Raw genomic sequence first — 22,003 nt, 5'->3', positions numbered from 1 at the left:
CGTTCAGAATCGAGGAAACGTGCTTTTGTATTCAGCTAATTGCCCAGTGGGCTATGGATTAGGGCGAAGCGGCTGCTTTGCGCGGCGCCTGCTTGGTCGGCACGAAATCGGTCGGCTCTTGGTTCTGCTCGGCAGAAGGCTGCTCTGCGGCGGCTTGATCGTCGCGTGGTACTTCTGCCTCTGCGACCTCTTGCTGCTTGTTTTCGGTTAGTTGTCCCCGGTCCGGGTTGGGCTTGTTCTCGCCAGTGGTTGTGCCCGTCCCATTTTGCTCCGAAGGCTGCGTCGGGGAAGGCTGCGGAGCGGACGGGGCAGTGGTGGTTTGCGGAGCGGTGCCGCCATTGCCGCCATTGCCGCCGTTGTTGCCCTGGTTGCCCTGTGGGGAACCGGTAGCCTGCGAGCCGTTTTGATTGCTTGGGTAATCAGGCGTCGGGTACAGATTGCCCTGGCCGGTGCCTTGTCCACCCTGGGCGTTGCCATTGCCCTGCGAGGTGGTTCCTTGCGGGGAAATATTTTCCGGGCGGTAAACCTTGGTGGGCTGGGTAGCCGCCTGCGGGTGCATGATCGCATTGGGGGCTAGATACGGATCATTGTTATGCGGCTGGTGGTGCTTCGAATCGCCGGAGGAAGCTGTAGAGCTTGTCGCATGTGCAGAGCGCTTCTTTGAAGGCGAATGGTCCGTGGAAGAAGTGGTGGTCTCCTCGGCCGCAGTGTGCGTCGGGGAGACGGAGGTGGTCGCGGACTGATCCGCGGCATTGGAATAGTTAGCGCTCGGCGAGCTCATGCGCCAGACTGTGAATCCGACGACGGCCGCGGCTATCAGTCCGGCCACAATGAACACGTAGACGCGGCGCGAATCTGGCTTCATCGTGGCTGTCCTTTCTGTGAGGTGGGCTGATTTAACCCCATGGGAGGTGGCGGTATAGCACCCCGGTAACAAGTTGGTAACGAGACTATCATGTTTAGGAAACATTGCTACGGCGTTGCGATTCTGTGATACGCCAACAAAACGCCAGTTCGCGGATGTAGGACGCCCTGCAAACCTTTTCATTGCGTGCTTTCTTTAGCTGGGAAAGCGTGTATAAATGGCGCTGAAAGCACCGAAGGAGTCAAAAAGTGAGTACTTGGGACGAAGATATTTTCAGCACGGACCTCAACGTCGATTTCTTGGAAGAAATGGCAAACCTCGATGAAGAAGGGGTAATTCGCGCCGTTGAGGATGCCTGCGAAGTAGCACATAGCAAGCCACAGCTCAGTGAAGAAGAGGAACAGAACGCGCAAGCAGCAGCCACCATCGCTGCCATTTGGGCTGGCGCGCCCTTTAGCGTGGGCGAGGTTGTTGAAGACTACCCCTATATTAGGGAGCTGGTGGGATCTGGCAGCGAAACCTTGACGGAAAATGCCCTCGAGGTACTAGAAAATGTCGAGGAAGAATATGACCTCGAAGCGTTTATAGAGGCCCTCTCCTAAGCCATACCTACTGCCCGCAGCAGTGGCCTCATGCCAGACAAAATAGAAGGGAAGGTACCCCACACCTATGCTTATCAGCATCGAAGGCATCGACGGTGCCGGTAAGAATACGCTGGTCTCCACAATCAGGGAGTCGTTGGACCGACCCGTGGAAGTCATCGCCTTCCCGCGCTATGCAGAGTCGATTCACGCCCAGCTCGCCCAAAAGGCGCTCTACGGAAAAATGGGTGACCTGACAGATTCGGCATATGCCATGGCAACTCTTTTTGCCTTGGATCGTTACGGCGTAAAAGACCAATTGCAGCGAGCCAAGGGTACGGACGCCGTGGTGCTATTGGATCGGTATGTGGCTTCCAATGCGGCATATTCGGCGGCGCGACTGGAAGACGATGCCGTCATGGACTGGGTGCATGATTTGGAATTTGGCACTTTAGGCCTGCCCCAAGCGGATCTGCAGGTTTATCTGGATACTGCGGTAGAGGTGGCGTCGGAAAGAGCACAGGCAAGGGCCCAAGCAGATGCCAACCGGGAGCGTGACCGCTACGAGCGCGATGACGGATTGCAGGAACGCACCGCCGCGGCCTACCGGCGCCTAGCAGATGCGGGCTGGGGTGGACGCTGGATTGTCACCGCCGATGCGGATACTATAATTTCAGCGATAAAAGACCTTGTAGGAGAATAAAACGTGGCGCCCAAGATTTTGGTAGTCGATGACGATCCGGCTATCTCGGAGATGCTGACCATTGTGCTCGAGTCCGAGGGACTTAAGCCCATTCCGGTCATGGACGGCAATGACGCCGTGCCCGCCTTTGAGCAACACGAGCCGGATCTCATTCTGCTGGACCTTATGCTGCCGGGCATGAACGGCGTGGATATCTGCCGCGCCATTCGCCGTGAATCCTCCGTACCTATCGTTATGCTGACCGCCAAGACGGACACGGTCGATGTGGTGCTAGGCCTTGAATCTGGCGCGGATGATTACATCACCAAGCCATTTAAACCCAAGGAACTCATCGCCCGCATTCGCGCGCGCTTGCGCCGCACCGATTCCGCGGAGTCTGAAATCTTGGAGGTGGCGGACCTCATCATTGACGTGCCGGAGCATACCGTGCGCCGCACGGATGGTACCGAGTTGAACTTGACTCCCCTGGAATTTGACCTGTTGCTGGAAATGGCGCGCCGCCCTGGCCAAGTGCATACGCGTGAGTCGCTGCTGGAGTCTGTGTGGGGCTACCGCAATGCCTCTGATACGCGCTTGGTTAACGTCCACGTGCAGCGCCTACGCGCCAAGATCGAGCATGATCCGGAGGATCCGCAGATTGTGCTGACCGTGCGTGGCGTGGGGTATAAGACCGGCAAGCCCGGCGCCGGGGAGTAAGAACCATCGGCATCATTGAGCGTTTAAGGCGTATTCGAGACGCCTTCATTACAACGTGGCGTACCTCTTTGCAGGCGCGCGTCATTGGCATGATTTTGGTCGCCTCCTCGGTGGTCATGATCATCTTGGCCTACGCGTTGGTTTCTGTGCTGACTCAGCGCTTGGTTAGCCAAAAGGAAGACGTGGCGCAGCAGGAGCTGGAGCGTGCCCGCACGGCCGTGGAACAGCAGATTGATGCCACCAGTTCCGCCAATTCGGTGCAGGTACGCATCAATTCTGCACGTGCGGCACTGGGCCAGCTCTCTGCCCAGCAGGGCGATGCCCAGGCGGTTTATGAACCGGTCATCGTGGTGGAAAACCAGGATGGCTCGGTTATTACCTCGCCAGAAGGTTTCCCCGTGCCGGATCAGTTGCGGGCGATGGTGGATCAAGGCCAGATTGCGCAGCAGTATTTCCCGGCTCCGCGGGAAAACGGTGAGCACTACAACGCTTTGCTCGTAGGCACACCGACCGATACTGATATTCCGCATACCCAGGTCTACTTGGCACTGTCCATGGAATCGGAAGAATCCACCATGGCGTTGATGCGCGGCCTGCTTTCGGCGGCCGGTGTGGTCGTCGTGGTGCTGTTGGTAGGCATTGCTTGGCTGGCCACCCAGCAGGTTATTACGCCGATTCGTTCGGCCTCGCGCATTGCACAGCGCTTGGCGGCTGGTCACTTGAAGGAACGCATGGCCGTCGATAGTGACGATGAGATGGGGCGCCTAGCCGCGTCCTTCAATAACATGGCCGATAAACTTTCTTCCCAGATTGCGCAGCTGGAGGAATACGGCGACTTGCAGCGGCAGTTTACTTCCGACGTCTCCCATGAGCTGCGTACCCCATTGACCACCGTGCGCATGGCCGCGGACATGATTGAGGCCGAAAGCGATAGCTTGCCGCACGGCGCCCAGCGAGCTTCCCGCCTGATGTCGAGCGAGCTCGATCGTTTCGAGGAATTGCTCGCGGACCTGCTAGAGATTTCTCGCCACGATGCCGGCGTCGCGGACCTGTCTACCGCCGCCATTGATCTGCGCTCCTGCGTGGAGTCCGCCTATGGACAAGTCGAGCATTTGGCTCGCGAGCTCGACGTGGAGGTTCAGCTCAACCTGCCGGATGAGAGCATCGCCGTCGAGGCCGATTCACGCCGCCTTGAGCGCATCTTGCGCAATCTTTTGGCCAATGCCATCGACCATTCGGAAGGCAATCCGGTGGTGGTGGATGTCGCCACCACAGAAACTGCGGTGGGCGTTACGGTTACAGACCATGGTGTGGGCTTGAAACCAGGCCAGGAGGAGCTGGTATTTAACCGCTTCTGGCGCGCGGATTCTTCCCGCAAACGCCACTCCGGAGGCACCGGCCTGGGGCTGGCTATCGCCCGCGAGGACGCCGTCTTGCACGGTGGCACGCTGGATGCCACCGGCTACGAGGGCTTTGGCTCGCGCTTCCGGCTCATTATTCCGCGCACTCCAAATACCGAGGTGGGAGAAGAACCCATCTCCGTGGAGATCCCTGGCGCACCCGTAAATAACACTACGGAGGGCGGCTCGTCGCCGGAATCGACCCCAGATGCCGGAGTTGAACTTCCAGAAGCGCAGGACTCTAGCACCGACAATCCGGGTGTCGAACCCGCCTCTGCTACGCCTGCCATTGCATCCGGGATGAGCTCACCGCGCGCCGAAAAGAGCGATAAGACTACCACTGGCCAGGCGGAGGGGGATGGCATCCTATGGCCCTCGGAACGAGAGCTCAACCGTGGTGCGGCCGCCCCAGATAGGCGCGCCTATAAGGCCCCGGACTTTGAGGGGAGGAGGAAGTGAGCGTGTTCAGCAGCAACTATTGCAAAACCGCGGTTTTAAGCACCGCAGCGGCAGTGCTTTTTGTCAGCGGTTGTTCCACTCTGCCGAGCAACACCGGGCCGCAGGTGGTCGGGACCTACCAACGGCAGGAAGACAGTCCTGGGGAAGTCATCGCACCGCAACCGGGCGATGACCCGGACCTGACCTTGCGCGATTTCTATCAGGCTTCGGCCGTGCCTGGAAATGACCACGAAGTCGCCCGTGGTTTTCTTACGGATACTGCTCGTGGTGCATGGGACGCCAGCGGCGATGTGATGGTGGTCGATAGCCTGGATATCGTTACCGCGCCCGCCAATAAACAAAGCTCGAAAGATAATGAACGTGCCTTTACAGTACGTGGCACTATTATCGGCCGCCTGAAATCCGGTGGCGCGTATGTCCCGGAAAATGAGGGCTATGAGGCAGTCATCTACATGAAGATGCAAGACGCTAGGTGGCGCGTCGATGGACTGCCGGCCGGAGTGGTGATGGAGCGCAATGAGATGCGCAACCACTACGCCCCGCAATCGCTGTACTTCTATAAGCAGAGTAACGATGTGCTGGTTCCGGATCGTCGCTGGTTGTATAAGGGCGGCGAGCAATCGGAGTCGACGCTCATCACATTATTGATGGAAGGGCCTTCAGCCAGCATTGCCCCTGCCACCCGCCGCGCGGCGGCGGAGAACGTCACCTATGCCGGCTATGACCGCGAACAGGGCTACCAATTCGAAGGCCTGGTGGATCTGGACGCCCATGACCGCACGCTTTTTGCCGCCCAGTTGGTGTGGACACTTTCGGAAGCCGGTCATACCGGTCCCTTCAGGGTCAAGGCCGATGGCGGTGACCTGGTGGAAGGTATGGATAGCTTGAGCGTGGATGACTTTGCGGACTATAACCCGGAGGAAAGCAGCACCGCGTTGTCTAAGCTCTATGCCCTCAATGAGGGCAACCTGCTAGAAGTAGACGATGGCGTGGCCGAGCCGGTGAAATCCACGCTGGGCAGCAGCGGCGACGTGCAATCCGTGGATGTGGCCGATAGCGGCCTCGTTGCGGCTGTGCGCCGCAAATCTAATAACGAGTTCTCGCTGCAGATGGGCGAGCTCGATGGCCAGCTGCAGGATTCGGTGGATGGTCGCACGCTCGCACGGCCGACCTTTGAATACAACGGGCAAGCCGCGTGGACTGTGGTTGACGGAGATCGCATCGTGCGCGTGGTGCGCTCCAAGACCACGGGCCGCATCTCCAAATCCGAGGTGGATGCCCGCAGCATTGACGATATTGAGGGCGAAATCTCCGTTATCCGCTTGTCCCATAGCGGTGCCCGCGTGGCCATGATTATCGATGGTCACGTGTATATCGCGGCGGTTGCCCAATCCAGCAGTGGCGATAAGCGCATCGTCAACGCCCGCGAGGTCGGCCCGGAAGTTTCCGGTTCGGCGCTATCGTTGGACTGGAATATGGATGGCTCGCTCATCGTTGGTACCTCCTCGAGCCAGTCACCCGTCTGGCGCATCGAGCAGGATGGTTCCTCGGCTTCGACCATGCCTACCGGTAATATCACCGCCCCCGTGGTGGCTGTAGCTTCCTCGCCCACCAAGCTTTTCATCACTGATTCTCACGCCATGCTTGAGCTTCCTTCCACCGTGATGGATGAGACCAACTGGCGTGAGGTCTCCGGGCTGCAGGGCCGGCGTTCTTCCCCTATCGTTTCTAACTAGCCGTCGGAAGGCTTGTGCGGCTAAGGGGGAGGCAACACGATGAGCTTGGGGGAGCTTATTTTTCCGCGCGCGTGTGCTGGATGCGGCGCGCCGGGCGAGGTGTTGTGTGCACAGTGCCGCGAGCACTTGCGGCACCCGCCCTACCTGGTAGCACGGCCCCGGCTGCTGGGGGCGCCCGTGTATGCCCTTGGCTCTTATTCCGATATTCGCCGCCGCATCATCATTGGCATGAAGGAGCGCGGCAACCAGCCGGTTCGCGAGTATGTCGGGGCCGTCTTTGCAGCTGGGCTGGCCTATCTGAGTGCCCGTGGTGATATCCCGCGCGAGTTCACCCTTGTTCCTGCGCCTACCCGTCCGCGCTCGGCGCGGGCGCGCGGGGGAGACCCTGTGGCCGCTGTGTGCCATACAGCGGCACGGCGGCAGCGCGTGGGCGTGTGCGCGGCTCTTTCCATGGGGCAGTCCACCGCGGATCAGTCCGAGCTTAACGCGCAGGATAGGTGGGCTAACCTGCAGGGGCGAGTCCGCGTTCATGCTCCCATTGCTCGCGCCCCTGCGCTGCTTGCCGACGACGTCGTTACCACCGGCGCTACCCTAGCCGCGAGCATTGCTGCCCTGCAGGCCGCGGGCGTAGAAGTATGTGGAGCATTGGTCTTTGCGGATGCCTAGATAAAGGCGGGATCTACCCTCGAGGTAGGGGAGCGGGAAAAAATTTCGCCCTGTCAGGTCATAACCAGTGATACCATGAGGAGTGTCACAGAGAGATAGCTACTGTGATTGAATCCAGTCCCCACTACTCAAGGGAGGCATTTCAATGTCCCAGCCAAACAAAGCTCAGGTAACGATTACGGGCCGTAATGTCGAGGTCCCTGATCACTTTCAAGAGCGAGTCAATGACAAGCTGGCCAAGATTGAACGCCTTGACCCCACCCTGACCTTCTTCCACGTGGAGCTGCAGCACGAGCCGAACCCGCGCCGCGATTCTGAAGCGGATCGCATCCAGATCACCGCTACGGGTAAGGGACACATCGCCCGTGCCGAAGCAAAGGAAGATTCTTTCTACGCTGCGCTCGAGACCGCCTTGGGCAAGATGGAGCGCTCCCTGCGCAAGGTGAAGGTGCGCCGCGAAAACGTCAAGAGCGGTCACCGCGCGCAAAAGGGCACCGGAGAGATTGCCGCTGAGATGGTGGCACAGGCTGAGGCACAGCGCGCCAAGGAAGAGCGCTACGTTGACCCTTATGCTGAGACCGTCGAGGATGTTCGTCCCGGCCAGATTGTGCGCACCAAGGAGCACCCGGCTACCCCGATGAGCGTGGATGATGCCTTGAGCGAGATGGAGCTGGTTGGCCACGACTTCTTCCTCTTCGTTAACGAGGAGAATAATAAGCCCTCCGTGGTTTATCGCCGCCACGCCTTCGACTATGGCCTTATCTCCCTGGCTGAAGACGCGGAGGCCTAAAGCGCTCGCACTTTCCTGAGGTAATGACCCCGCTGCATAACTGCAGCGGGGTCGAATTCGTATCAAGGGAAATGGTGTCTTGGTGGGGGGGAGGTTCGACGTCGGCAAGCGGCTTTAAAGGCTTAGATATGCCAGATGAAGGTTGCGCGCATGCCCTATGCGCTAGGCGGAAGGTGCTTTGTGAATGCGAGTGAGTACAATAGCGACGAGTTAACTTTATTGTCGCGACTAGAAGGACTAACTAACCGTGTTTGGACTTTCCAAGCTGCTGCGCGCGGGCGAGGGCCGTACGGTCAAGCGCCTGGGCAAAATGGCAGACGACGTAATTGCCCTTGAGGATAAGTACGCGGAGCTTTCGGACGAAGAACTTAAGGCAAAGACCGATGAGTTCAAAACTCGTCTTAAAGACGGCGAAGAGATGAATGACATCTTGCTCGAGGCATTTGCCACCGTCCGCGAGGCTGCCTGGCGCGTCCTCGATCAAAAGCACTACCGCGTGCAGATCATGGGTGGCGCGGCCCTGCACTTCGGCAACGTTGCCGAGATGCGCACCGGTGAGGGCAAGACCCTGACCTCACTCCTGCCTGCCTACCTTAATGCGCTTGAGGGCAAGGGCGTCCACATCGTGACCGTCAATGATTACTTGGCAAAGCGCGACGCGGAGATGATGGGCCGTGTCCACCGCTGGCTCGGCCTGTCCGTAGGCGTCATCCTGTCTGAGATGCGCCCACCAGAGCGCAAGGCTGCCTACGATTGCGACATTACTTACGGCACCAATAACGAGCTAGGTTTTGACTACCTGCGCGATAACATGGTGCGCTCCCTCAATGAAGTGGTGCAGCGCGGTCACAACTTCTGCATCGTGGATGAGGTTGACTCGATTCTTATCGATGAAGCCCGAACCCCGCTTATCATCTCCGGCCCAGTAGACGGTTCCTCCCAGTTCTACAGCGTCTTCGCCCAGCTGGCACCGCGCATGCGCGAAGGCATCCACTACGAGGTGGACCACAAAAAGCGCACCATCGGTGTGCTGGAAGCGGGCGTGGAATACGTAGAGGATCAGCTCGGCATCGATAACCTCTACGCCCCGGAGCACTCCCAGCTGGTGTCCTACCTGAACAACGCCTTGAAGGCCAAGGAACTTTTCACCCGCGATAAGGACTACATCGTCCGCAATGGTGAAGTCATGATCGTCGACAGCTTCACCGGCCGCGTGCTGGCCGGCCGCCGCTACAACGAAGGCATGCACCAGGCCATCGAGGCCAAGGAGCAGGTAGAGATCAAGAACGAGAACCAGACGCTGGCTACCGTTACCCTGCAAAACTACTTCCGCCTCTATGAGAAGATCTCCGGCATGACCGGTACGGCAGAGACCGAAGCCGCCGAGTTGCATTCCATCTATGGCCTGGATGTAGTGCCGATTCCTACCAATAAGCCAAATCAGCGTGCGGACCACTCTGACCGCATTTACAAGACGCAGGAAGCCAAGTTCGCCGCCGTGGTGGACGATATTGCTGAGCACGTCGAGGCTGGTCAGCCAGTCCTGGTAGGTACCACCTCTGTGGAGCGTTCCGAGTACCTGTCCCAGCTGCTATCCAAGCGGGGAATCAAGCACAACGTGCTCAACGCTAAGCACCACGAGGAAGAGGGCCAGATCATTGCCCGTGCCGGCCGCCCCGGCACCGTAACCGTGGCTACGAACATGGCCGGCCGTGGTACCGATATCGTCCTTGGTGGTAACCCCGAGGTGATCCTCGATGAGAAGCTGCGCGAGCGCGGCCTCGATCCATTCGAGGATGAGGAAAAGTACCAGGAGGCCTGGGAGGCAGAGATCGATGCCGAAAAGGAACACTCCAAGAAGCTGGGTGACCAGGTCCGCGAGGCCGGCGGACTCTACGTGCTGGGTACCGAGCGCCACGAGTCGCGCCGCATTGATAACCAGCTGCGTGGTCGTACTGGCCGCCAGGGTGACCCGGGTGAGACCCGCTTCTACCTGTCCATGCGCGATGAGTTGATGGTGCGCTTCGTGGGACAGTCCATGGAGAACATGATGAATCGCCTCAATGTGCCGGACGATGTTCCAATCGAAGCCAAGATGGTCTCCAACTCCATTAAGGGCGCCCAGGCGCAGGTGGAGAACCAGAACTTTGAGATGCGTAAGAACGTTCTCAAGTACGACGAGGTGCTCAACGAGCAGCGCAAGGTGGTCTACGCTACCCGCCACGATATCCTCGATGCCGGCGATATTCAGGACAATATCCGCGGCATGATTGATGACACCGTTTCCGCTTATGTCGCCGGCGCTACCGCCACCGGCTACGTGGAGGATTGGGACCTAGATGCGTTGTGGAACGCATTGGATTCCCTGTATGGTCCCACCATTTCCCACGAGGAACTGGTCGAAGGCTCCGAGTATGGTTCCCCAGGCGAGCTTTCCGCTGAGCAGCTTCGCGACGCTTTGGTAGAAGACGCCAATAACGAATATGACAAGCTCGAGGAATCTGTAACCGCAATTGGCGGCGAGCAGCAGATGCGCAATACCGAGCGCATGGTCATCCTGCCGATTATTGACCAAAAGTGGCGTGAGCACCTCTATGAGATGGACTACCTCAAGGAGGGCATTGGCCTGCGCGCGATGGCGCAGCGCGATCCGCTGGTGGAGTACCAGAAGGAGGGCGGCGAGATGTTCAATGCCATGAACGAAGGCGTCAAGGAAGAGACCGTTCGCCAGCTCTTTATGCTGCGCAAGCAGTTCAAGCAGCAGGAAGAGGAACAGGCTGGTGAGTCTTCGGCCGCTGCGAACAACAATGGTGGGGATACCGTAGAGGCCTAAAACTCGGTGTCCTTTCTCAAACTCCGCCCCGCTCCCACTCTTAAAAGTGGGAGCGGGGCGGGTTTCTTTTTAGGGAAAAATGAGTAGAATATAAGAATCTTGTCCAATCTGCTTTTTTCCTGTGAGGAACTCCACTGACGATGCGTCGCCGTTCTTTGCGTCTAGGAATTACGACGCTTCTGTCTGCTACCTTGCTTGGTGGCGCCACCCCAGCCGTGGCGTATGAGATGCAGCGCGACTCTGCGTCTTCTCTGCGCATCATCTTGGACTCGGGAGAAAAACTAGAACAGGACAACGCGGCAGCGGCCATCCTGGCTATCGCTACCCAGCGTAAGGAAGCGTTGGTGGCAGATGGGATTTTGTCGCAGGAGAAAGCGGACGCTGCCTTTGATTATTACTTTGGCGCATCCCGGCTCAACACTGCGCGGGCCGATGGCAATATCTATTCCACGCCGCTCGATTTCCCGTGGGAGCCCGACGCGCGTCCACAATCGCGGGAAGGTAAGCAGTTCACCGAAGCTGCCGTGTTGGATTACCTTGACGTGCTGGGTGCCAACTATGCCCAGGCGGTGATTCGCGCCGAGCTGGGTGAATTCACCCAGGACCTGCCGCAGTCCACCGCCGGCAATGCAGAGTCTTCTCCGCGGCCACAGAGGCCCGCCACCGGGGATACAGGCTCCGCCTTCCCGGATGAGTTCCCGGATTACGCGTCAGCGCTGCGCGATATCGTCACTATCACCAAGCAGGTCAATGCTCCCTTGGAAAAGGCCGCAGCAACCCACCGTGATGTGAATACCGTACTCGCGGATGGCACTGCTGATGACAATTCCGGGCTATCCGTCCTGGAAGGTGGCCTGCTGACTACCGGTATTGCGGCGCTAGCAAGCGCTGCCGGAATTGGATGGTCCGCACTGAACTGGTCCGATATTCTTTCTCAACTCGGCCAGTTCATTTCCTAGGCGGTGAGGTCCGTTCGCATAGCTTAGAGCAAGCGGAACGAGGTTAATCCCGTGTGACTGGCTGCTCCCGTAAAAGCATGCTGCTGTTGACCTATTTAAACAGAGCCGAAGTATTCGCCATTAGGGCGCGCGTGCAGGCTTGTCAATTGCAATCTGTCCGTGGTGTAAGGGCTGGGGCGTTGGCGCACCCACGAGCCAATATGCAGCCGGATTGCGTCCGAATAGCGCGCGGAATTGAGGTGAGCTAGCGGCCGATAGCCGGCAGCAACCTCGAGTGCGAAGATTACCCAGCCTTGGATGCGGTGTTGGGCGGCGACCTCCGCGGACGTCGGCAAGCGGCCATAGCGCACGCGATGAGGCGCGAGGAAGAGTTTGAGGTGTGAGTAGCCAGGAATGGGCTCGTACATGATGGGGAAGTAGTGCTCCTGAATAAGGACAGGAGACGGACGCGTGATAATTGTCTCATGCCCGCCCCACGGCCGCCATTTCTGAGGGTTTCCTGAAAGAGGTGGGCGCGAATGTGCGCGTGGTTCGCTATACTCTCGGGGAGTTAAAGAGAAAACCGTAACCAAAGGATTTAAGTACATGCGTGGTCTGATCGTTGACTATGTCGGCGTCCTCGACGGCACCGAAGAAGATAACCGTCGCTGGAAGGCGCTGCTGGCCGCCGCAAAGGCAAATGGCGCGGCAACCGCCATCCTCTCCAATGACCCGGGCGGTCCAGGCGCGGAGCACATTCGCGAGTGGGAGTACCGCGGAAACGTAGATGCAGTAATTCTCTCTGGTGAGGTTGGGGCGGAAAAGCCAGAGGTCGCTGCATTTCAGGCGGCCGCAGATGCCCTAGAGCTTCCGCTCAATGATTGCGTCATGGTTGATGATTCTATTCTCAACGTCCGCGCCGCCGTGGAAACCGGCATGGTGGGCTTTTTGTACACCAGCTTTGATCGCGTTTCCGTAGAAATCCAGGCTGTCTTCGACATTGAAGGTGAGTTTTAGTGGCTAAAGCCCGCGTCTACATTCCCGCAACTTACGCCATGCTGGCGGAATTGGAAGAGACTGGTTCCCTTTCTGCGCGTTCCGGCTGGGGTTTCATGGTGACACCAGCGCTGCAGGATTTCTATACCGAGGGCGATGAAGAAGAGATTGCCTACTCGGCATTCCTCGAGGCATCTATGGCCTCTATGCGCCTTCTGGCCATCGGCGATGATGAAAAGTTCCCGCATCGCCGCGTGGTCATCTCCGTGGACCTGGATGATTCTGTCATCACCCCACGACCGGATATGGGCGAGCCGGTGGTAGAACTTCAGCCGGCGCAGTTTAGCAAAGACGATTTGGCGGCCATCCACGTGGATATTGCGGAATCCGAAGAAACCACCGCGAAGGCCATTGAGGCTATTGACACCGCAGACCTTGGCGATGAGGACGCGGAGCTGGCCGTGGGAGATGCGCTGGATAAGTTTATGGCCTTTTATCACCCCAGCGAGCTGCCTTTCCTCGTAGAATTGCTCTAAAACTGAAGGAGAAAACATGACTCAACGTTTCCAGAACCTGGCTGCAGCTACCGTTACCGCAGGTGTAGCCCTCATTTCCGCGCCAGCCGCTCTGGCGGCCGATACCACCCCGGCCGCAGATGCCGCTGCCGATGTCGTGCCCACCACCCCGTGGCTAGCATTGCTAGAGACCTCGTCCCAGGGCACCTGGGGCCAGATCCTCGATGTGGTCTTTGGCATCGTAGATGGCCTGCTAGGCGTTATCGCCGATACCGGCTTCCACCTTTAATTTTCCCAGTCCACGTTGGTGCGCAGGGCCTCAAGTAGGCCGCGCACCGCGTCGCGCCGCCGCGCACTGGCGGTATCCGGGGGGATAAGCGCAGGGTCATCCAGCCCGCATTCTGGGTCCGCAGGCGGGCCCATATGCGTACAACCACGGGGGCAATCCTCGACGGCGGCCGCAAGATCTTCAAAAACGCCGAGCACGTCATCAGCATCAACATGTGCGAGGCCGAAGGAACGAATGCCGGGGGTATCGATAATCCAACCGCCAGAGTATGCATCATCGGCGGGGAGGGGAAGCGCTACCGATTGGGTAGAAGTATGCCTGCCTTTGCCTACGCCCGATACTTCCCCCGTCTCCCTATCCGCATCCGGAACCAGGCGGTTGACCAGGGTGGATTTGCCCACGCCGGAGTGGCCGATGAGCGCGGTGACGTGGCCATCGATGTGCTGGCGCACGGACTCGAGGCCGTCTTCGACGCCGGCTTTCACCACCGTGACATCAAGATCAGCAAACTCGGCCGCGAACGGCTCAGGATCCGTGAGATCTGTTTTAGTCAGGCACAAGATTGGGTGGATATTGCCCACGAAGGCGGCGATGAGGGCCCGCTCGACAAACCCGGAACGCGGTGGTGGATCGGCCACGGCGGTGACGATGAGCATTTGGTCCGCATTCGCCACCACGATGCGCTCGTAGGGGTCGGTGTCATCGGCGGTGCGCCGAAGAACGGAGGTGCGCTCTTCCAGCTTCACTATGCGCGCTAAGGTGTCTTTCTTTCCGGAAGTATCGCCCACGACACCAACGCGGTCGCCCACCTCGATGGCGGTGCGGCCGAGTTCGCGGGCGCGCATGGCGGTGACCCGTGGGCCGTCATCTAGCGCGACGCCCCAGCGCCCACGGTCTTTGGTGATGACCATGCCGAACTTGGCATTTTTATGTTTGGGGCGATCCTTGGTGCGCGGCCGCGAACCCTTGCCAGGGCGCACGCGCACATCGGATTCATCAAAGGAACCGAAACGCCTAGCCATTGCTCTCCTGTTGTTCGGGGTCCAGCATCGTCTCCCACATGCGGTCGAAGCCAGGAAGGGTCTTCGCCGTGGTAGAAATATCTTCGATCTCTATGCCCGGCACCTTCAGACCGAGGATGGCACCCGCGGTGGCCATGCGGTGGTCCGCATAGCACGGCCACTCGCCGCCGTGGAGAGGGGCGGGGTTGATGCGCAGGCCGTCGGCAAGCTCGGTGACCTTGCCGCCCAGGGCGTTGATATTAGTTGCCAGCGCCTTGAGGCGGTCGGTCTCGTGGCCGCGCAGGTGGGCAATGCCGGTGAGCGTGGAGGGGGTTTCTGCCAGGGCACACAGCGCCGCGACGGTGGGGGTGAGCTCGCCAATATCACCCATATTGCGCTCAATGCCCTGCAGCGCTCCGTCTTTGGAGCCCTTTGCAGTGACAAATCCCGGCTCTTGGGTGACCATAACGCCCATATCCACCAAGATATGGCGAATAGCGTCACCTGGCTGGGTGGTATTGGCGGGCCAGCGCTTGATGGTCACACGGCCGCCGGTGACAGCAGCGGCAGCAAGGAAAGGCGTGGCATTGGACAAGTCCGGCTCGATCGTCCACTCCCGGCCGGCAATCGGGCCGGGGTGCACGGTCCACGTATTCTCGCCGGAGTCTACGCGCACGCCCGCTTGCCGTAGCATGCCCACGGTCATTTCCACGTGCGGCAAAGAGGGCAACGGAGCGCCCTCGTGGGTTACGGTGATGCCCTTTTTAAAACGTGCACCGGCTAGCAGCAGTCCGGAGACGAACTGCGATGACCCAGAGGCATCGATGGTGACCTCGCCGCCTTCTGGCACTCCGTGCGAGCGCACGCTAAAGGGCAGGCTATCGCCGTCCACCTCTACGCCAAGGTGGCGCAGCGCATCGAGGGTGGTGGACATGGGGCGGGCGTAGGCCTGCTCGTCGCCGTCGACAAGCACGGCGCCATCAGCCAAGGCCGCAACCGGCGGGATAAAGCGCATGACCGTGCCGGCCAAGCCGCAATCCACCGTGGCGCCCTTGAGCGGGCCTGGGGTGACGTGGATGTCCTCGCCGTCGTGCTCGAAGCGCACGCCCATAGACTCCAACGCCTTTTCCATCAACTGCGAATCCCGCGAGACCAGCGGAGCGCGCAGGGTAGAGGGGCCATCGGCCAACGCGGCCAGAATGAAGGCGCGGTTGGTAATAGACTTTGAGCCCGGCACGTGCTGGGCCCACGTAATGGGGCCTGCCGCTTGCGGGGCGGACCATGGTTGAGACATATCGTCCATAATAGAGGGCATGTGCGGAAGATTCGTTCTTTTTACCGAGTCCCTCCTTGATGAGGTGGGGGAGCTGCCCAGAGTCACCGAGGTACATGCCCCGCAAGGCACCCCAGGGCCCCGCTACAACATTGCGCCCACCCAGCCGGTGGCCATCGTGCGTGTGCGCGAAAGCCTTGCTCAAGTCGATCCTGCGCGGTGGGCGCTATTGCCGCACTGGAAGAAAGATCTTGAGGGCCCGCCGCTGTTTAATGCGCGGGCGGAGACCGTGGCCTCCAAGCCTTCTTTCCGGCACGCTTTTAAGGGGCAGCGCTGCCTCATCCCGATGAATGGTTACTACGAGTGGCGCCAGGAAGAGCGCGGCAAACAGCCCTACTTCGTGCGTGCGGAGGAAGGCTTGTTGTGGGCCGCAGGCCTCTGGGACACCGGCTTAGACCGCCTGTCCGCCACGATCATTACCACTGCAGCCACGGAAGAAATGGAGTGGCTGCACCATCGCCTGCCGCGCTTTTTGGCGGCCGAGGAAATGCGCGCCTGGCTAGAGGGCAGCCCCGAGGAGGCCGCCGAGCTGCTCTTGCCGACGCCACTGCGGGGCTTTCACACCCACCCCGCCGACAAGGCCGTGGGCACTGTATCCAACGATTATCCGGAGCTACTCGGCGAGTAGATCGGCAAAGCTGGCGTTGCACAGCTGGGCGAGGTCCTCGGCATTGAGCTCGATATCTAGCCCGCGGCGCCCGCCAGAGATGAAGACGGTATCGAAAAGGATGGCGGTTTCCTCGATAATGGTGGGCAGTGGATTCTTCTGCCCCAGCGGGGAGATGCCGCCGGGAATATAACCGGAAGACTTGGTCGCATCGTGCGGGTCCGCCATAGTGGCCTTGGAAACCTGGTGTGCGACTGCGGCTTTTTTCAAGCCTAGGTGGTGGGTAGTAGGGATAACGCACACCGCCAATTTGCGCTTGGGTCCCTTGCCCGCCGTTAAATCGATGACCAGGGTTTTGAGCACGCGCTCCGGCTCTACGTCTAGAGCTGCGGCGGCGTGATCACCAAAGTGATCGGTGCCCGCCTCAAAGGTGTATACGCGGTGCTCGATACCGGCGTCTTCTACAACTTTGAGCGCTGGGGTGGCTGCATGCGGGGACTTTTTAGACATGACTGGGATTCTAACGCTAGGCGTTAGTATGGAAATTGTGGCTAAAGAAACAATCAGCGAAAAGGAGCTGCAGCGCCGTTTTGAAGCGGAAGCGCTGCCCCTGCTAGATCAGCTCTACGGTGGTGCCTTGCGCATGACGCGCAATCCCCAAGACGCTGAAGACCTAGTGCAGGAGACCTACCTCAAGGCCTATAAGTCCTTCCATTCCTTTACTCCGGGTACGAATCTCAAGGCATGGCTTTATCGCATCATGACCAATAACTACATCAACTCCTACCGCAAGGCGAAGCGCCGGCCAACGGAGTCCTCGGCTGATGACTTGAGTGATTTTCAGCTCTATACCACCGCCGGACATGATTCCACCGGTCTGGAATCCGCCGAGGTAGCCGCGCTCAAGGACATGCCGGATTCCACCATTTCAGAGGCCATGAATGACCTGCCCGATGATTACCGCATGGTGGTTTACTACGCGGATGTGGAGGGCCTGGCATATAAAGAAATTGCGGAAATCATGGACACTCCTTTGGGCACAGTGATGTCTCGGTTGCACCGGGGAAGAAAACTACTCCGAAAAGCGTTGAAAGACGTGGCACGAGAACAAGGTATTGGATTAGAACACCCAGACATGGAGGAGAAGTAATGGAACGCGCAACGGAACACAACTGTGGTGCGTGTAGCTCCCCAGAGGTACAGGCCCTCCTGTGCGAGCTTCTCGATGAATCCACCACCTATGCCCGCGCGCTTGCCATCCGCGAGCACATCGCCCAGTGTGATTTTTGTCAAAAACGCCTCGAGAGCGAGGAGATTATTCGTTCGCTGGTGCGCAACTGTTGTAACGGGCAGGCCAAGGCGCCGCAGGCGTTACGCCGCCGCATCTCGGTTGAAATCACCCGCATCGAGACCACCTGGTAGTGCGGACATACGGCACGGGCTGCTAAGCAGCCTGCGCCGATTCGGCAAAGCAAAAGCCCGGCTCCTACGGTCTGTGATGACCGTGGGCCGGGCTTATGTGCTGTGCGTTATGCGCCAGGACGCTTGCCGTGATTAGCGGACTTCTTGCGGCGATCCTTGCGCTTGCGACCACGCTTGCTCATTGCGCACTCCTTCGTTGAGGGTATCTGAACTTTATTCAACTTTAGCGGCTAAGGGCGCCGAAACGAAAATTGGGGGCCGATGATTAAGCGGAAACGCGGGCGCGTCCACGGCCGCGGTTGCGGCGGCGCTTGAGGGCGCGGCGCTCCTCTTCAGATAGACCGCCCCAGACGCCGGCGTCCAAGCCGGACTCCAGTGCCCACTTCAGGCAGGAAGAGGCAACGGGGCAACGGTTGCAGACCAACTTGGCCTTAGCAATTTGGGTAAGTGCAGGACCAGAATTGCCTACTGGGAAGAACAGTTCGGGGTCTTCGTCGCGGCAAACAGCTTCGTGGCGCCAATCCATGATTGATATCTCCTAACAAAAATTCGACAGCAGAAAGCACAAGCACTTTTCATAAAATGAAAAGCAACCAATGCCATGGGTGGGTGGTTGTGTGAACTGGTCTGCGCGCAGTGGGGCCCGGTCTCGAGGTCGGGCCAGCGTCGCCGCCGCCAATGGTCCACATTGTGGTTACTTGAAGTTTCCTTCAAGTTAAGAAGAGGTTTACGTCCTCTTTCTTTTTGCTACCCCAGAATCATGACATGTTTACTCAGGCTCCGCTAGGGGTAGAGGCGAAAATGTGTTAAACATCACTGAATGGAAAGTGGTGTGGGGGTCATTTAGATAGACGCTGGAGTTGAAAGAAGCCTGTGAGAAACGCGCTGAACTGGCGCATTGACTGAAACTGCTTGAGTGTGGTGACTAGAGAAGCGTCAAATCTGTCCGGTTAGCCCTTGCCCCCGCGAAACCTGAGTGGCGCACAAGAAAATGGCGTTGCCCGTGAGTAGACTGTGGGCTTGTGTCCAAACAAAACAAGAAGGTAAACACAAAGCAAAATGCTGCCTCCACGCGGTCGATTAGTGGGGAAGAAAAGACCCAGCACGGGGCGCCGCAACCAGTCCTCGTGGCCGCAGCACTCGCCGTGATTCAGTCCATCGCCGTAATCTGTTTTGGCATCTTCCTGATCGTGCGCGAATTGACCGGTGCGGAAAACGGCTCCATGGTGTCGGATTCGGGCTCTGGAAGCTTTGTGGGGCTAGGCACCGCACTCTTTATCTTTATCGTGTTTGGTTTTGTCATCATTGGCGCTTGGGCCATGGTCAAGGGAAAGCGCTGGGGTAGGGGAGCCATTATTTTGGTGGAGCTAATCTTGGCGGCTAGCTCCTTCCAAATGTTTAGCGGTGGATCGCCGCTACTGGGCGCGGTGACATTGCTGAGCGCCGCAGTGGTCATCTTCTTGCTGATGTTCGTACGCGCCTCCACTGAGTGGGCGGCAGCAAACTTTTAAAGTCGTCTTCACGTGTAAAAAGGCCGCGCCCGGTAAAACCCGGAATGCGCGGCCTTTTTATGCGATGGTGGGGTACTAATCGGCGCTAAGGCCCACTACCTTATCGCCGCGGGCTTCCACAATGGTGTCACCCGCTAAGGTGAGATAAACGGCACCGCGGTAGGCGCCGCGGTCAACCGGGACGGTCCGCAGAGTCTTGCCAGTGGACCAGTCCATGACTGCAATTCCTTCTTTGGTAGGCACCAGCATCTGCTCGTTGACAGCGATGGGGGTGCCGATGGCCTCTTCCACGATGCGATCAACCGAGAGGTCGCTCGGCTTAAAGAGGTAAAGCCGGGAGCCATCAAACCAGGTCATATGGTGCGCCAAGTCCGCAGTTGCCGGCGCGAAGGGGGAGTCGCCGGTGTCTATAGCCGGAGAAGGCTCTGCTGGGGAAGAGTCGAGCTTTTTACCTTCATTGTTATATGACTCGATGGAGGGGTGTGGTCCTGGCCGGTATACGGCGGCGGCCTTTTGGCCCACGGCGACAAGGCGGGCGCCATCGGTGGCAATGTCCACATCGGCGGCGATGTCCGGTTGACGGGAATCATCGGGGGTGGTGTCTTGGAAGCGCAACCAGGTGGTATTCGGCTTATCGGGGCAGGACTCGGTCAGGGCTAAGTTCTCGGTACGGGTAAGGGCCGAGGTGAGCGTGCAATCCTCATGCGGTTGCTTGTCCGGTTCTTGTTTTGCCTCCACGTCACCGTATTCCACGGTACGTACCATATCGGAGCGCCACAGATCGATGCGGTCGGTGGAGACCGTTCCTATCCGGTCATTGGAGGATATGGGTACCACCTCGTCCGAATTTATGGCACTACGGGTGCTGTCATACTCACCAGTCGCGGCATCAATCGCCACGGTATCTCCGCAGCCCACACCGGTCTTATAAGTAGCTACTATCTTGCCCCATGCAGCAGACAGTGAGCATAGTTCGGCATCAGTGCGCTCATAGGTCCACGCTTCGGAACCGTCCGGATTGGTAGCCGTGAGCGTGTGATCCGCATGTGTGATGGTCAGGCCGTGCGCCGAAACCGCTCGGTATTGGCCAGGCACCGGTTCATTGGGGAGGCTGAAGGACTCGTGGAGGTTAGTCGGGACTGTGGAAAGTGCGGGTGCATCCTTTTCCCCAGGAACGGCCGCCTGGCTCAAATGTGCCTGATTGATATTGGCAGTGACGGCTGCACCGCCTACCGCGATGGCGCAGACCACGGCAATGATGCCGGTGGCCTTCCAATCAGAGAGCGTGGAACGCAAAATGGGAGCCTTAGTCATCGGCGGCCTCCTCGTCGGCGCCGGGAGCTGCCGCGGCGCGCAGTGGTACGGGTGGGGGATTTCTCGCGGACTGAAACCTGGCCTACAACCTTGGTCTCGGGGCCTACGGTCTCCTCTGCATCCGCGGGGATGTCTAGCGCTTGGGCCAGCTCTGGGGAAGTAGAAAACCATTGTGGCGGCTCCGGCTCTCCCAAATCCAGCTCATCGTTAATGACTTGCCATTTGCCCAGCTCATCGTAGCCCACCAAGGTGATGGCGGTACCGGTATGCCCGGCGCGACCCGTGCGACCAATACGGTGGACAAAGGTCATTGGATCATCTGGTACCTGGTAGTTGATGACGTGAGTGACATCATCGACGTCGATACCGCGGGCAGCAATATCGGTGGCGACCAGGATGTCTACCTGGCCGGAGCGGAAGGCCTGCAGGGATTTCTCGCGGGACTTTTGCCCAAGGTCGCCGTGGACGGCTCCCACGCGGAAGCCGCGCCGGGCGAGATCATCGGCCAAATGGGCGGCCGCTCGCTTGGTGCGGGCGAAGATGATGGTGCGCCCGCGGTCGGCAGCCTGCAGGGCGTGCGCGACGATGGCAACCTTATCCATGCGGTGAGCTTGGAAGGTGACCTTGCGGGTGGAGGAATGAGTGAAATCCTGCTCGCCCGATTCGGCGCGGATATGGATGGGCTTATCCATAAAACGGCGGGCCAGCGTTAAAATCGCGCCCGGCATCGTAGCGGAAAAGAGCATGGTCTGGTGCGCATTGCCATCCAGAGCCTGCAGGATGGCCTCCACCGAGGGTAAAAAGCCCAAATCTAGCATCTCGTCGGCTTCATCGAGTACCAAGATGGCCACCCGGTCTAGTTGCAGATTGCCGCGCTCGTGGAGATCGATCAGGCGGCCAGGTGTACCGATGATGACATCGGCGCCCTTATTGAGCTTTGTGATCTGTTCCTCGTAGGGCCGGCCTCCGTAGATGGAAACCAAACGCACCGGTATGTCAGCGGCGGCTACCTGCAGGTCTTTGGTGACCTGCTGAGCAAGCTCACGGGTGGGGACCACCACGAGGGCGCGCGGGATGCCATCGAGCTCTTCGATATCGGCATCATCAAAGACACGATCCAAAAGCGGCACGCCAAAGCCGTAGGTTTTGCCCATGCCGGTGCGCGCTTGGCCAATCAAATCCTGACCGGACAAAGCGATGGGCAGGGTTAATTCCTGGATTGCAAAAGTACGCGTGATGCCACGGGTGGCGAGTCCATCGCAGATTTCGGCCGCAACGCCGAGTTCCGCGAAGCTCGGTGGCTGGGATTTTATGTCAGACACACCTTGATAGTAGCCGGGATGGTTAT

At 59.0% G+C, this 22,003-nt stretch carries 25 protein-coding genes; 16 read left to right on the top strand and 9 right to left on the bottom strand.

From position 1 onward, the window contains the following. Positions 1 to 58 precede the first annotated feature (58 nt). The gene (locus WMP97_RS03470; protein ID WP_340439812.1) at positions 59 to 865 is read right to left on the bottom strand and encodes a hypothetical protein; all 807 of its coding nucleotides are present in this window, start codon (positions 863 to 865) and stop codon (positions 59 to 61) included. Positions 866 to 1,113: 248 nt separating this feature from the next. Here WMP97_RS03470 and WMP97_RS03465 point away from each other — a divergent pair, with 248 nt between their 5' ends. From WMP97_RS03465 to WMP97_RS03425, 9 genes are all read left to right on the top strand, one after another. Continuing rightward, positions 1,114 to 1,467, top strand: a complete 354-nt coding sequence (locus WMP97_RS03465) for a DUF4259 domain-containing protein (protein ID WP_340439811.1) — start codon at positions 1,114 to 1,116, stop codon at positions 1,465 to 1,467. A gap of 67 nt (positions 1,468 to 1,534) precedes the next feature. Beyond that, entirely contained in the window at positions 1,535 to 2,149 is a 615-nt protein-coding gene (locus WMP97_RS03460; protein WP_340439810.1) for a dTMP kinase, read from the top strand. A 3-nt stretch (positions 2,150 to 2,152) separates the two neighbouring features. After that, complete coding sequence (mtrA, locus tag WMP97_RS03455; RefSeq protein WP_023027822.1) at positions 2,153 to 2,845, top strand: MtrAB system response regulator MtrA; 693 nt, start codon at positions 2,153 to 2,155, stop codon at positions 2,843 to 2,845. 89 nt (positions 2,846 to 2,934) lie between these two features. Further along, entirely contained in the window at positions 2,935 to 4,704 is a 1,770-nt protein-coding gene (gene mtrB / locus WMP97_RS03450; protein WP_445293076.1) for an MtrAB system histidine kinase MtrB, read from the top strand. Beyond that, positions 4,701 to 6,440: an MtrAB system accessory lipoprotein LpqB gene (gene lpqB / locus WMP97_RS03445; protein WP_340439806.1), complete on the top strand. Its 1,740-nt coding sequence runs from the start codon at positions 4,701 to 4,703 to the stop codon at positions 6,438 to 6,440. Before mtrB ends, lpqB begins: the two co-directional genes overlap by 4 nt. Positions 6,441 to 6,617: 177 nt before the next feature. Further along, the gene (locus tag WMP97_RS03440) at positions 6,618 to 7,106 is read left to right on the top strand and encodes a ComF family protein (protein WP_340439805.1); all 489 of its coding nucleotides are present in this window, start codon (positions 6,618 to 6,620) and stop codon (positions 7,104 to 7,106) included. 145 nt (positions 7,107 to 7,251) lie between these two features. Next, on the top strand, positions 7,252 to 7,896 hold the full coding sequence (gene hpf, locus WMP97_RS03435) for a ribosome hibernation-promoting factor, HPF/YfiA family (RefSeq protein WP_023020779.1): 645 nt from the start codon (positions 7,252 to 7,254) through the stop codon (positions 7,894 to 7,896). Positions 7,897 to 8,143: 247 nt separating this feature from the next. Then, positions 8,144 to 10,729 carry a preprotein translocase subunit SecA gene (gene secA / locus WMP97_RS03430; protein ID WP_086587994.1) on the top strand — a complete coding sequence of 862 codons (2,586 nt, stop codon included), beginning with the start codon at positions 8,144 to 8,146 and terminating at the stop codon, positions 10,727 to 10,729. Positions 10,730 to 10,869: 140 nt separating this feature from the next. Then, the gene (locus WMP97_RS03425) at positions 10,870 to 11,688 is read left to right on the top strand and encodes a hypothetical protein (RefSeq protein WP_340439804.1); all 819 of its coding nucleotides are present in this window, start codon (positions 10,870 to 10,872) and stop codon (positions 11,686 to 11,688) included. 95 nt (positions 11,689 to 11,783) lie between these two features. On the opposite strand, the gene WMP97_RS03420 is transcribed toward WMP97_RS03425, so the two are convergent. Beyond that, entirely contained in the window at positions 11,784 to 12,095 is a 312-nt protein-coding gene (locus tag WMP97_RS03420) for a hypothetical protein (protein ID WP_340439803.1), read from the bottom strand. Between the two features lie 178 nt (positions 12,096 to 12,273). Here WMP97_RS03420 and WMP97_RS03415 point away from each other — a divergent pair, with 178 nt between their 5' ends. From WMP97_RS03415 to WMP97_RS03405, 3 genes are read left to right on the top strand one after another with little or no spacing between them, the layout of a single operon-like run. Then, on the top strand, positions 12,274 to 12,684 hold the full coding sequence (locus WMP97_RS03415; protein WP_023020783.1) for an HAD-IA family hydrolase: 411 nt from the start codon (positions 12,274 to 12,276) through the stop codon (positions 12,682 to 12,684). Then, entirely contained in the window at positions 12,684 to 13,199 is a 516-nt protein-coding gene (locus WMP97_RS03410; RefSeq protein WP_411703449.1) for a DUF6912 family protein, read from the top strand. The genes WMP97_RS03415 and WMP97_RS03410 overlap by 1 nt, the downstream gene beginning before the upstream one ends. 16 nt (positions 13,200 to 13,215) lie before the next feature. Continuing rightward, positions 13,216 to 13,467, top strand: coding sequence for a hypothetical protein (locus tag WMP97_RS03405; RefSeq protein ID WP_340439802.1), 252 nt, complete (start codon positions 13,216 to 13,218; stop codon positions 13,465 to 13,467). On the opposite strand, the gene rsgA is transcribed toward WMP97_RS03405, so the two are convergent. Both rsgA and aroA read right to left on the bottom strand, forming a co-directional pair. Next, the gene (gene rsgA / locus WMP97_RS03400) at positions 13,464 to 14,489 is read right to left on the bottom strand and encodes a ribosome small subunit-dependent GTPase A (protein ID WP_086587999.1); all 1,026 of its coding nucleotides are present in this window, start codon (positions 14,487 to 14,489) and stop codon (positions 13,464 to 13,466) included. The genes WMP97_RS03405 and rsgA overlap by 4 nt on opposite strands. Continuing rightward, positions 14,482 to 15,783, bottom strand: coding sequence for a 3-phosphoshikimate 1-carboxyvinyltransferase (gene aroA / locus WMP97_RS03395; RefSeq protein ID WP_340439801.1), 1,302 nt, complete (start codon positions 15,781 to 15,783; stop codon positions 14,482 to 14,484). The genes rsgA and aroA overlap by 8 nt, the downstream gene beginning before the upstream one ends. On the opposite strand from aroA, the gene WMP97_RS03390 reads away from it, so the two are divergent. Continuing rightward, positions 15,782 to 16,429, top strand: coding sequence for an SOS response-associated peptidase (locus WMP97_RS03390; protein WP_340439800.1), 648 nt, complete (start codon positions 15,782 to 15,784; stop codon positions 16,427 to 16,429). The genes aroA and WMP97_RS03390 overlap by 2 nt on opposite strands. On the opposite strand, the gene ybaK is transcribed toward WMP97_RS03390, so the two are convergent. Then, positions 16,415 to 16,918 carry a Cys-tRNA(Pro) deacylase gene (gene ybaK / locus WMP97_RS03385; RefSeq protein WP_340439799.1) on the bottom strand — a complete coding sequence of 168 codons (504 nt, stop codon included), beginning with the start codon at positions 16,916 to 16,918 and terminating at the stop codon, positions 16,415 to 16,417. The two genes, WMP97_RS03390 and ybaK, sit on opposite strands and share 15 nt — an antisense overlap. A gap of 28 nt (positions 16,919 to 16,946) precedes the next feature. Between ybaK and WMP97_RS03380 the strand changes: the two genes are divergently transcribed. Together WMP97_RS03380 and WMP97_RS03375 are read left to right on the top strand one after the other, a co-directional pair. Further along, entirely contained in the window at positions 16,947 to 17,558 is a 612-nt protein-coding gene (locus WMP97_RS03380) for a sigma-70 family RNA polymerase sigma factor (protein WP_023020790.1), read from the top strand. Then, positions 17,558 to 17,830: a mycothiol system anti-sigma-R factor gene (locus WMP97_RS03375; protein ID WP_023020791.1), complete on the top strand. Its 273-nt coding sequence runs from the start codon at positions 17,558 to 17,560 to the stop codon at positions 17,828 to 17,830. Before WMP97_RS03380 ends, WMP97_RS03375 begins: the two co-directional genes overlap by 1 nt. A gap of 107 nt (positions 17,831 to 17,937) precedes the next feature. On the opposite strand, the gene WMP97_RS11805 is transcribed toward WMP97_RS03375, so the two are convergent. Continuing rightward, on the bottom strand, positions 17,938 to 18,012 hold the full coding sequence (locus WMP97_RS11805) for a 50S ribosomal protein bL37 (protein ID WP_100067784.1): 75 nt from the start codon (positions 18,010 to 18,012) through the stop codon (positions 17,938 to 17,940). Between the two features lie 83 nt (positions 18,013 to 18,095). Continuing rightward, the gene (locus WMP97_RS03370) at positions 18,096 to 18,356 is read right to left on the bottom strand and encodes a WhiB family transcriptional regulator (RefSeq protein WP_005322377.1); all 261 of its coding nucleotides are present in this window, start codon (positions 18,354 to 18,356) and stop codon (positions 18,096 to 18,098) included. Positions 18,357 to 18,852: 496 nt separating this feature from the next. Between WMP97_RS03370 and WMP97_RS03365 the strand changes: the two genes are divergently transcribed. Beyond that, the gene (locus WMP97_RS03365) at positions 18,853 to 19,341 is read left to right on the top strand and encodes a hypothetical protein (protein WP_239205912.1); all 489 of its coding nucleotides are present in this window, start codon (positions 18,853 to 18,855) and stop codon (positions 19,339 to 19,341) included. A 75-nt stretch (positions 19,342 to 19,416) separates the two neighbouring features. On the opposite strand, the gene WMP97_RS03360 is transcribed toward WMP97_RS03365, so the two are convergent. Next, positions 19,417 to 20,655 carry an Rv3212 family protein gene (locus WMP97_RS03360; RefSeq protein WP_340439798.1) on the bottom strand — a complete coding sequence of 413 codons (1,239 nt, stop codon included), beginning with the start codon at positions 20,653 to 20,655 and terminating at the stop codon, positions 19,417 to 19,419. Further along, positions 20,652 to 21,977 (bottom strand): DEAD/DEAH box helicase, encoded by a 1,326-nt coding sequence (locus tag WMP97_RS03355; protein WP_340439797.1) that lies wholly within the window; start codon positions 21,975 to 21,977, stop codon positions 20,652 to 20,654. Before WMP97_RS03355 ends, WMP97_RS03360 begins: the two co-directional genes overlap by 4 nt. Positions 21,978 to 22,003 lie beyond the last annotated feature (26 nt).

Source organism: Corynebacterium sp. KPL4072 (assembly GCF_037908395.1).
Lineage (GTDB): Bacteria > Actinomycetota > Actinomycetes > Mycobacteriales > Mycobacteriaceae > Corynebacterium > Corynebacterium kefirresidentii.
Note: the sequence above shows the minus strand (reverse complement) of the source record. Positions and strands in the feature narration are given on the sequence as shown.

What these genes read in the sequence shown, in the direction of transcription:
- WMP97_RS03470 (WP_340439812.1), bottom strand. Translation starts at nt 865, where the DNA reads ATGAAGCCAGATTCGCGCCGCGTCTACGTGTTCATTGTGGCCGGACTG.
- WMP97_RS03460 (WP_340439810.1), top strand. Translation starts at nt 1,535, where the DNA reads ATGCTTATCAGCATCGAAGGCATCGACGGTGCCGGTAAGAATACGCTG.
- mtrB (WP_445293076.1), top strand. Translation starts at nt 2,935, where the DNA reads ATGATTTTGGTCGCCTCCTCGGTGGTCATGATCATCTTGGCCTACGCG.
- hpf (WP_023020779.1), top strand. Translation starts at nt 7,252, where the DNA reads ATGTCCCAGCCAAACAAAGCTCAGGTAACGATTACGGGCCGTAATGTC.
- WMP97_RS03425 (WP_340439804.1), top strand. Translation starts at nt 10,870, where the DNA reads ATGCGTCGCCGTTCTTTGCGTCTAGGAATTACGACGCTTCTGTCTGCT.
- WMP97_RS03420 (WP_340439803.1), bottom strand. Translation starts at nt 12,095, where the DNA reads ATGTACGAGCCCATTCCTGGCTACTCACACCTCAAACTCTTCCTCGCG.
- WMP97_RS03415 (WP_023020783.1), top strand. Translation starts at nt 12,274, where the DNA reads ATGCGTGGTCTGATCGTTGACTATGTCGGCGTCCTCGACGGCACCGAA.
- WMP97_RS03405 (WP_340439802.1), top strand. Translation starts at nt 13,216, where the DNA reads ATGACTCAACGTTTCCAGAACCTGGCTGCAGCTACCGTTACCGCAGGT.
- rsgA (WP_086587999.1), bottom strand. Translation starts at nt 14,489, where the DNA reads ATGGCTAGGCGTTTCGGTTCCTTTGATGAATCCGATGTGCGCGTGCGC.
- WMP97_RS03390 (WP_340439800.1), top strand. Translation starts at nt 15,782, where the DNA reads ATGTGCGGAAGATTCGTTCTTTTTACCGAGTCCCTCCTTGATGAGGTG.
- aroA (WP_340439801.1), bottom strand. Translation starts at nt 15,783, where the DNA reads ATGCCCTCTATTATGGACGATATGTCTCAACCATGGTCCGCCCCGCAA.
- ybaK (WP_340439799.1), bottom strand. Translation starts at nt 16,918, where the DNA reads ATGTCTAAAAAGTCCCCGCATGCAGCCACCCCAGCGCTCAAAGTTGTA.
- WMP97_RS03380 (WP_023020790.1), top strand. Translation starts at nt 16,947, where the DNA reads ATGGAAATTGTGGCTAAAGAAACAATCAGCGAAAAGGAGCTGCAGCGC.
- WMP97_RS03375 (WP_023020791.1), top strand. Translation starts at nt 17,558, where the DNA reads ATGGAACGCGCAACGGAACACAACTGTGGTGCGTGTAGCTCCCCAGAG.
- WMP97_RS03370 (WP_005322377.1), bottom strand. Translation starts at nt 18,356, where the DNA reads ATGGATTGGCGCCACGAAGCTGTTTGCCGCGACGAAGACCCCGAACTG.
- WMP97_RS03360 (WP_340439798.1), bottom strand. Translation starts at nt 20,655, where the DNA reads ATGACTAAGGCTCCCATTTTGCGTTCCACGCTCTCTGATTGGAAGGCC.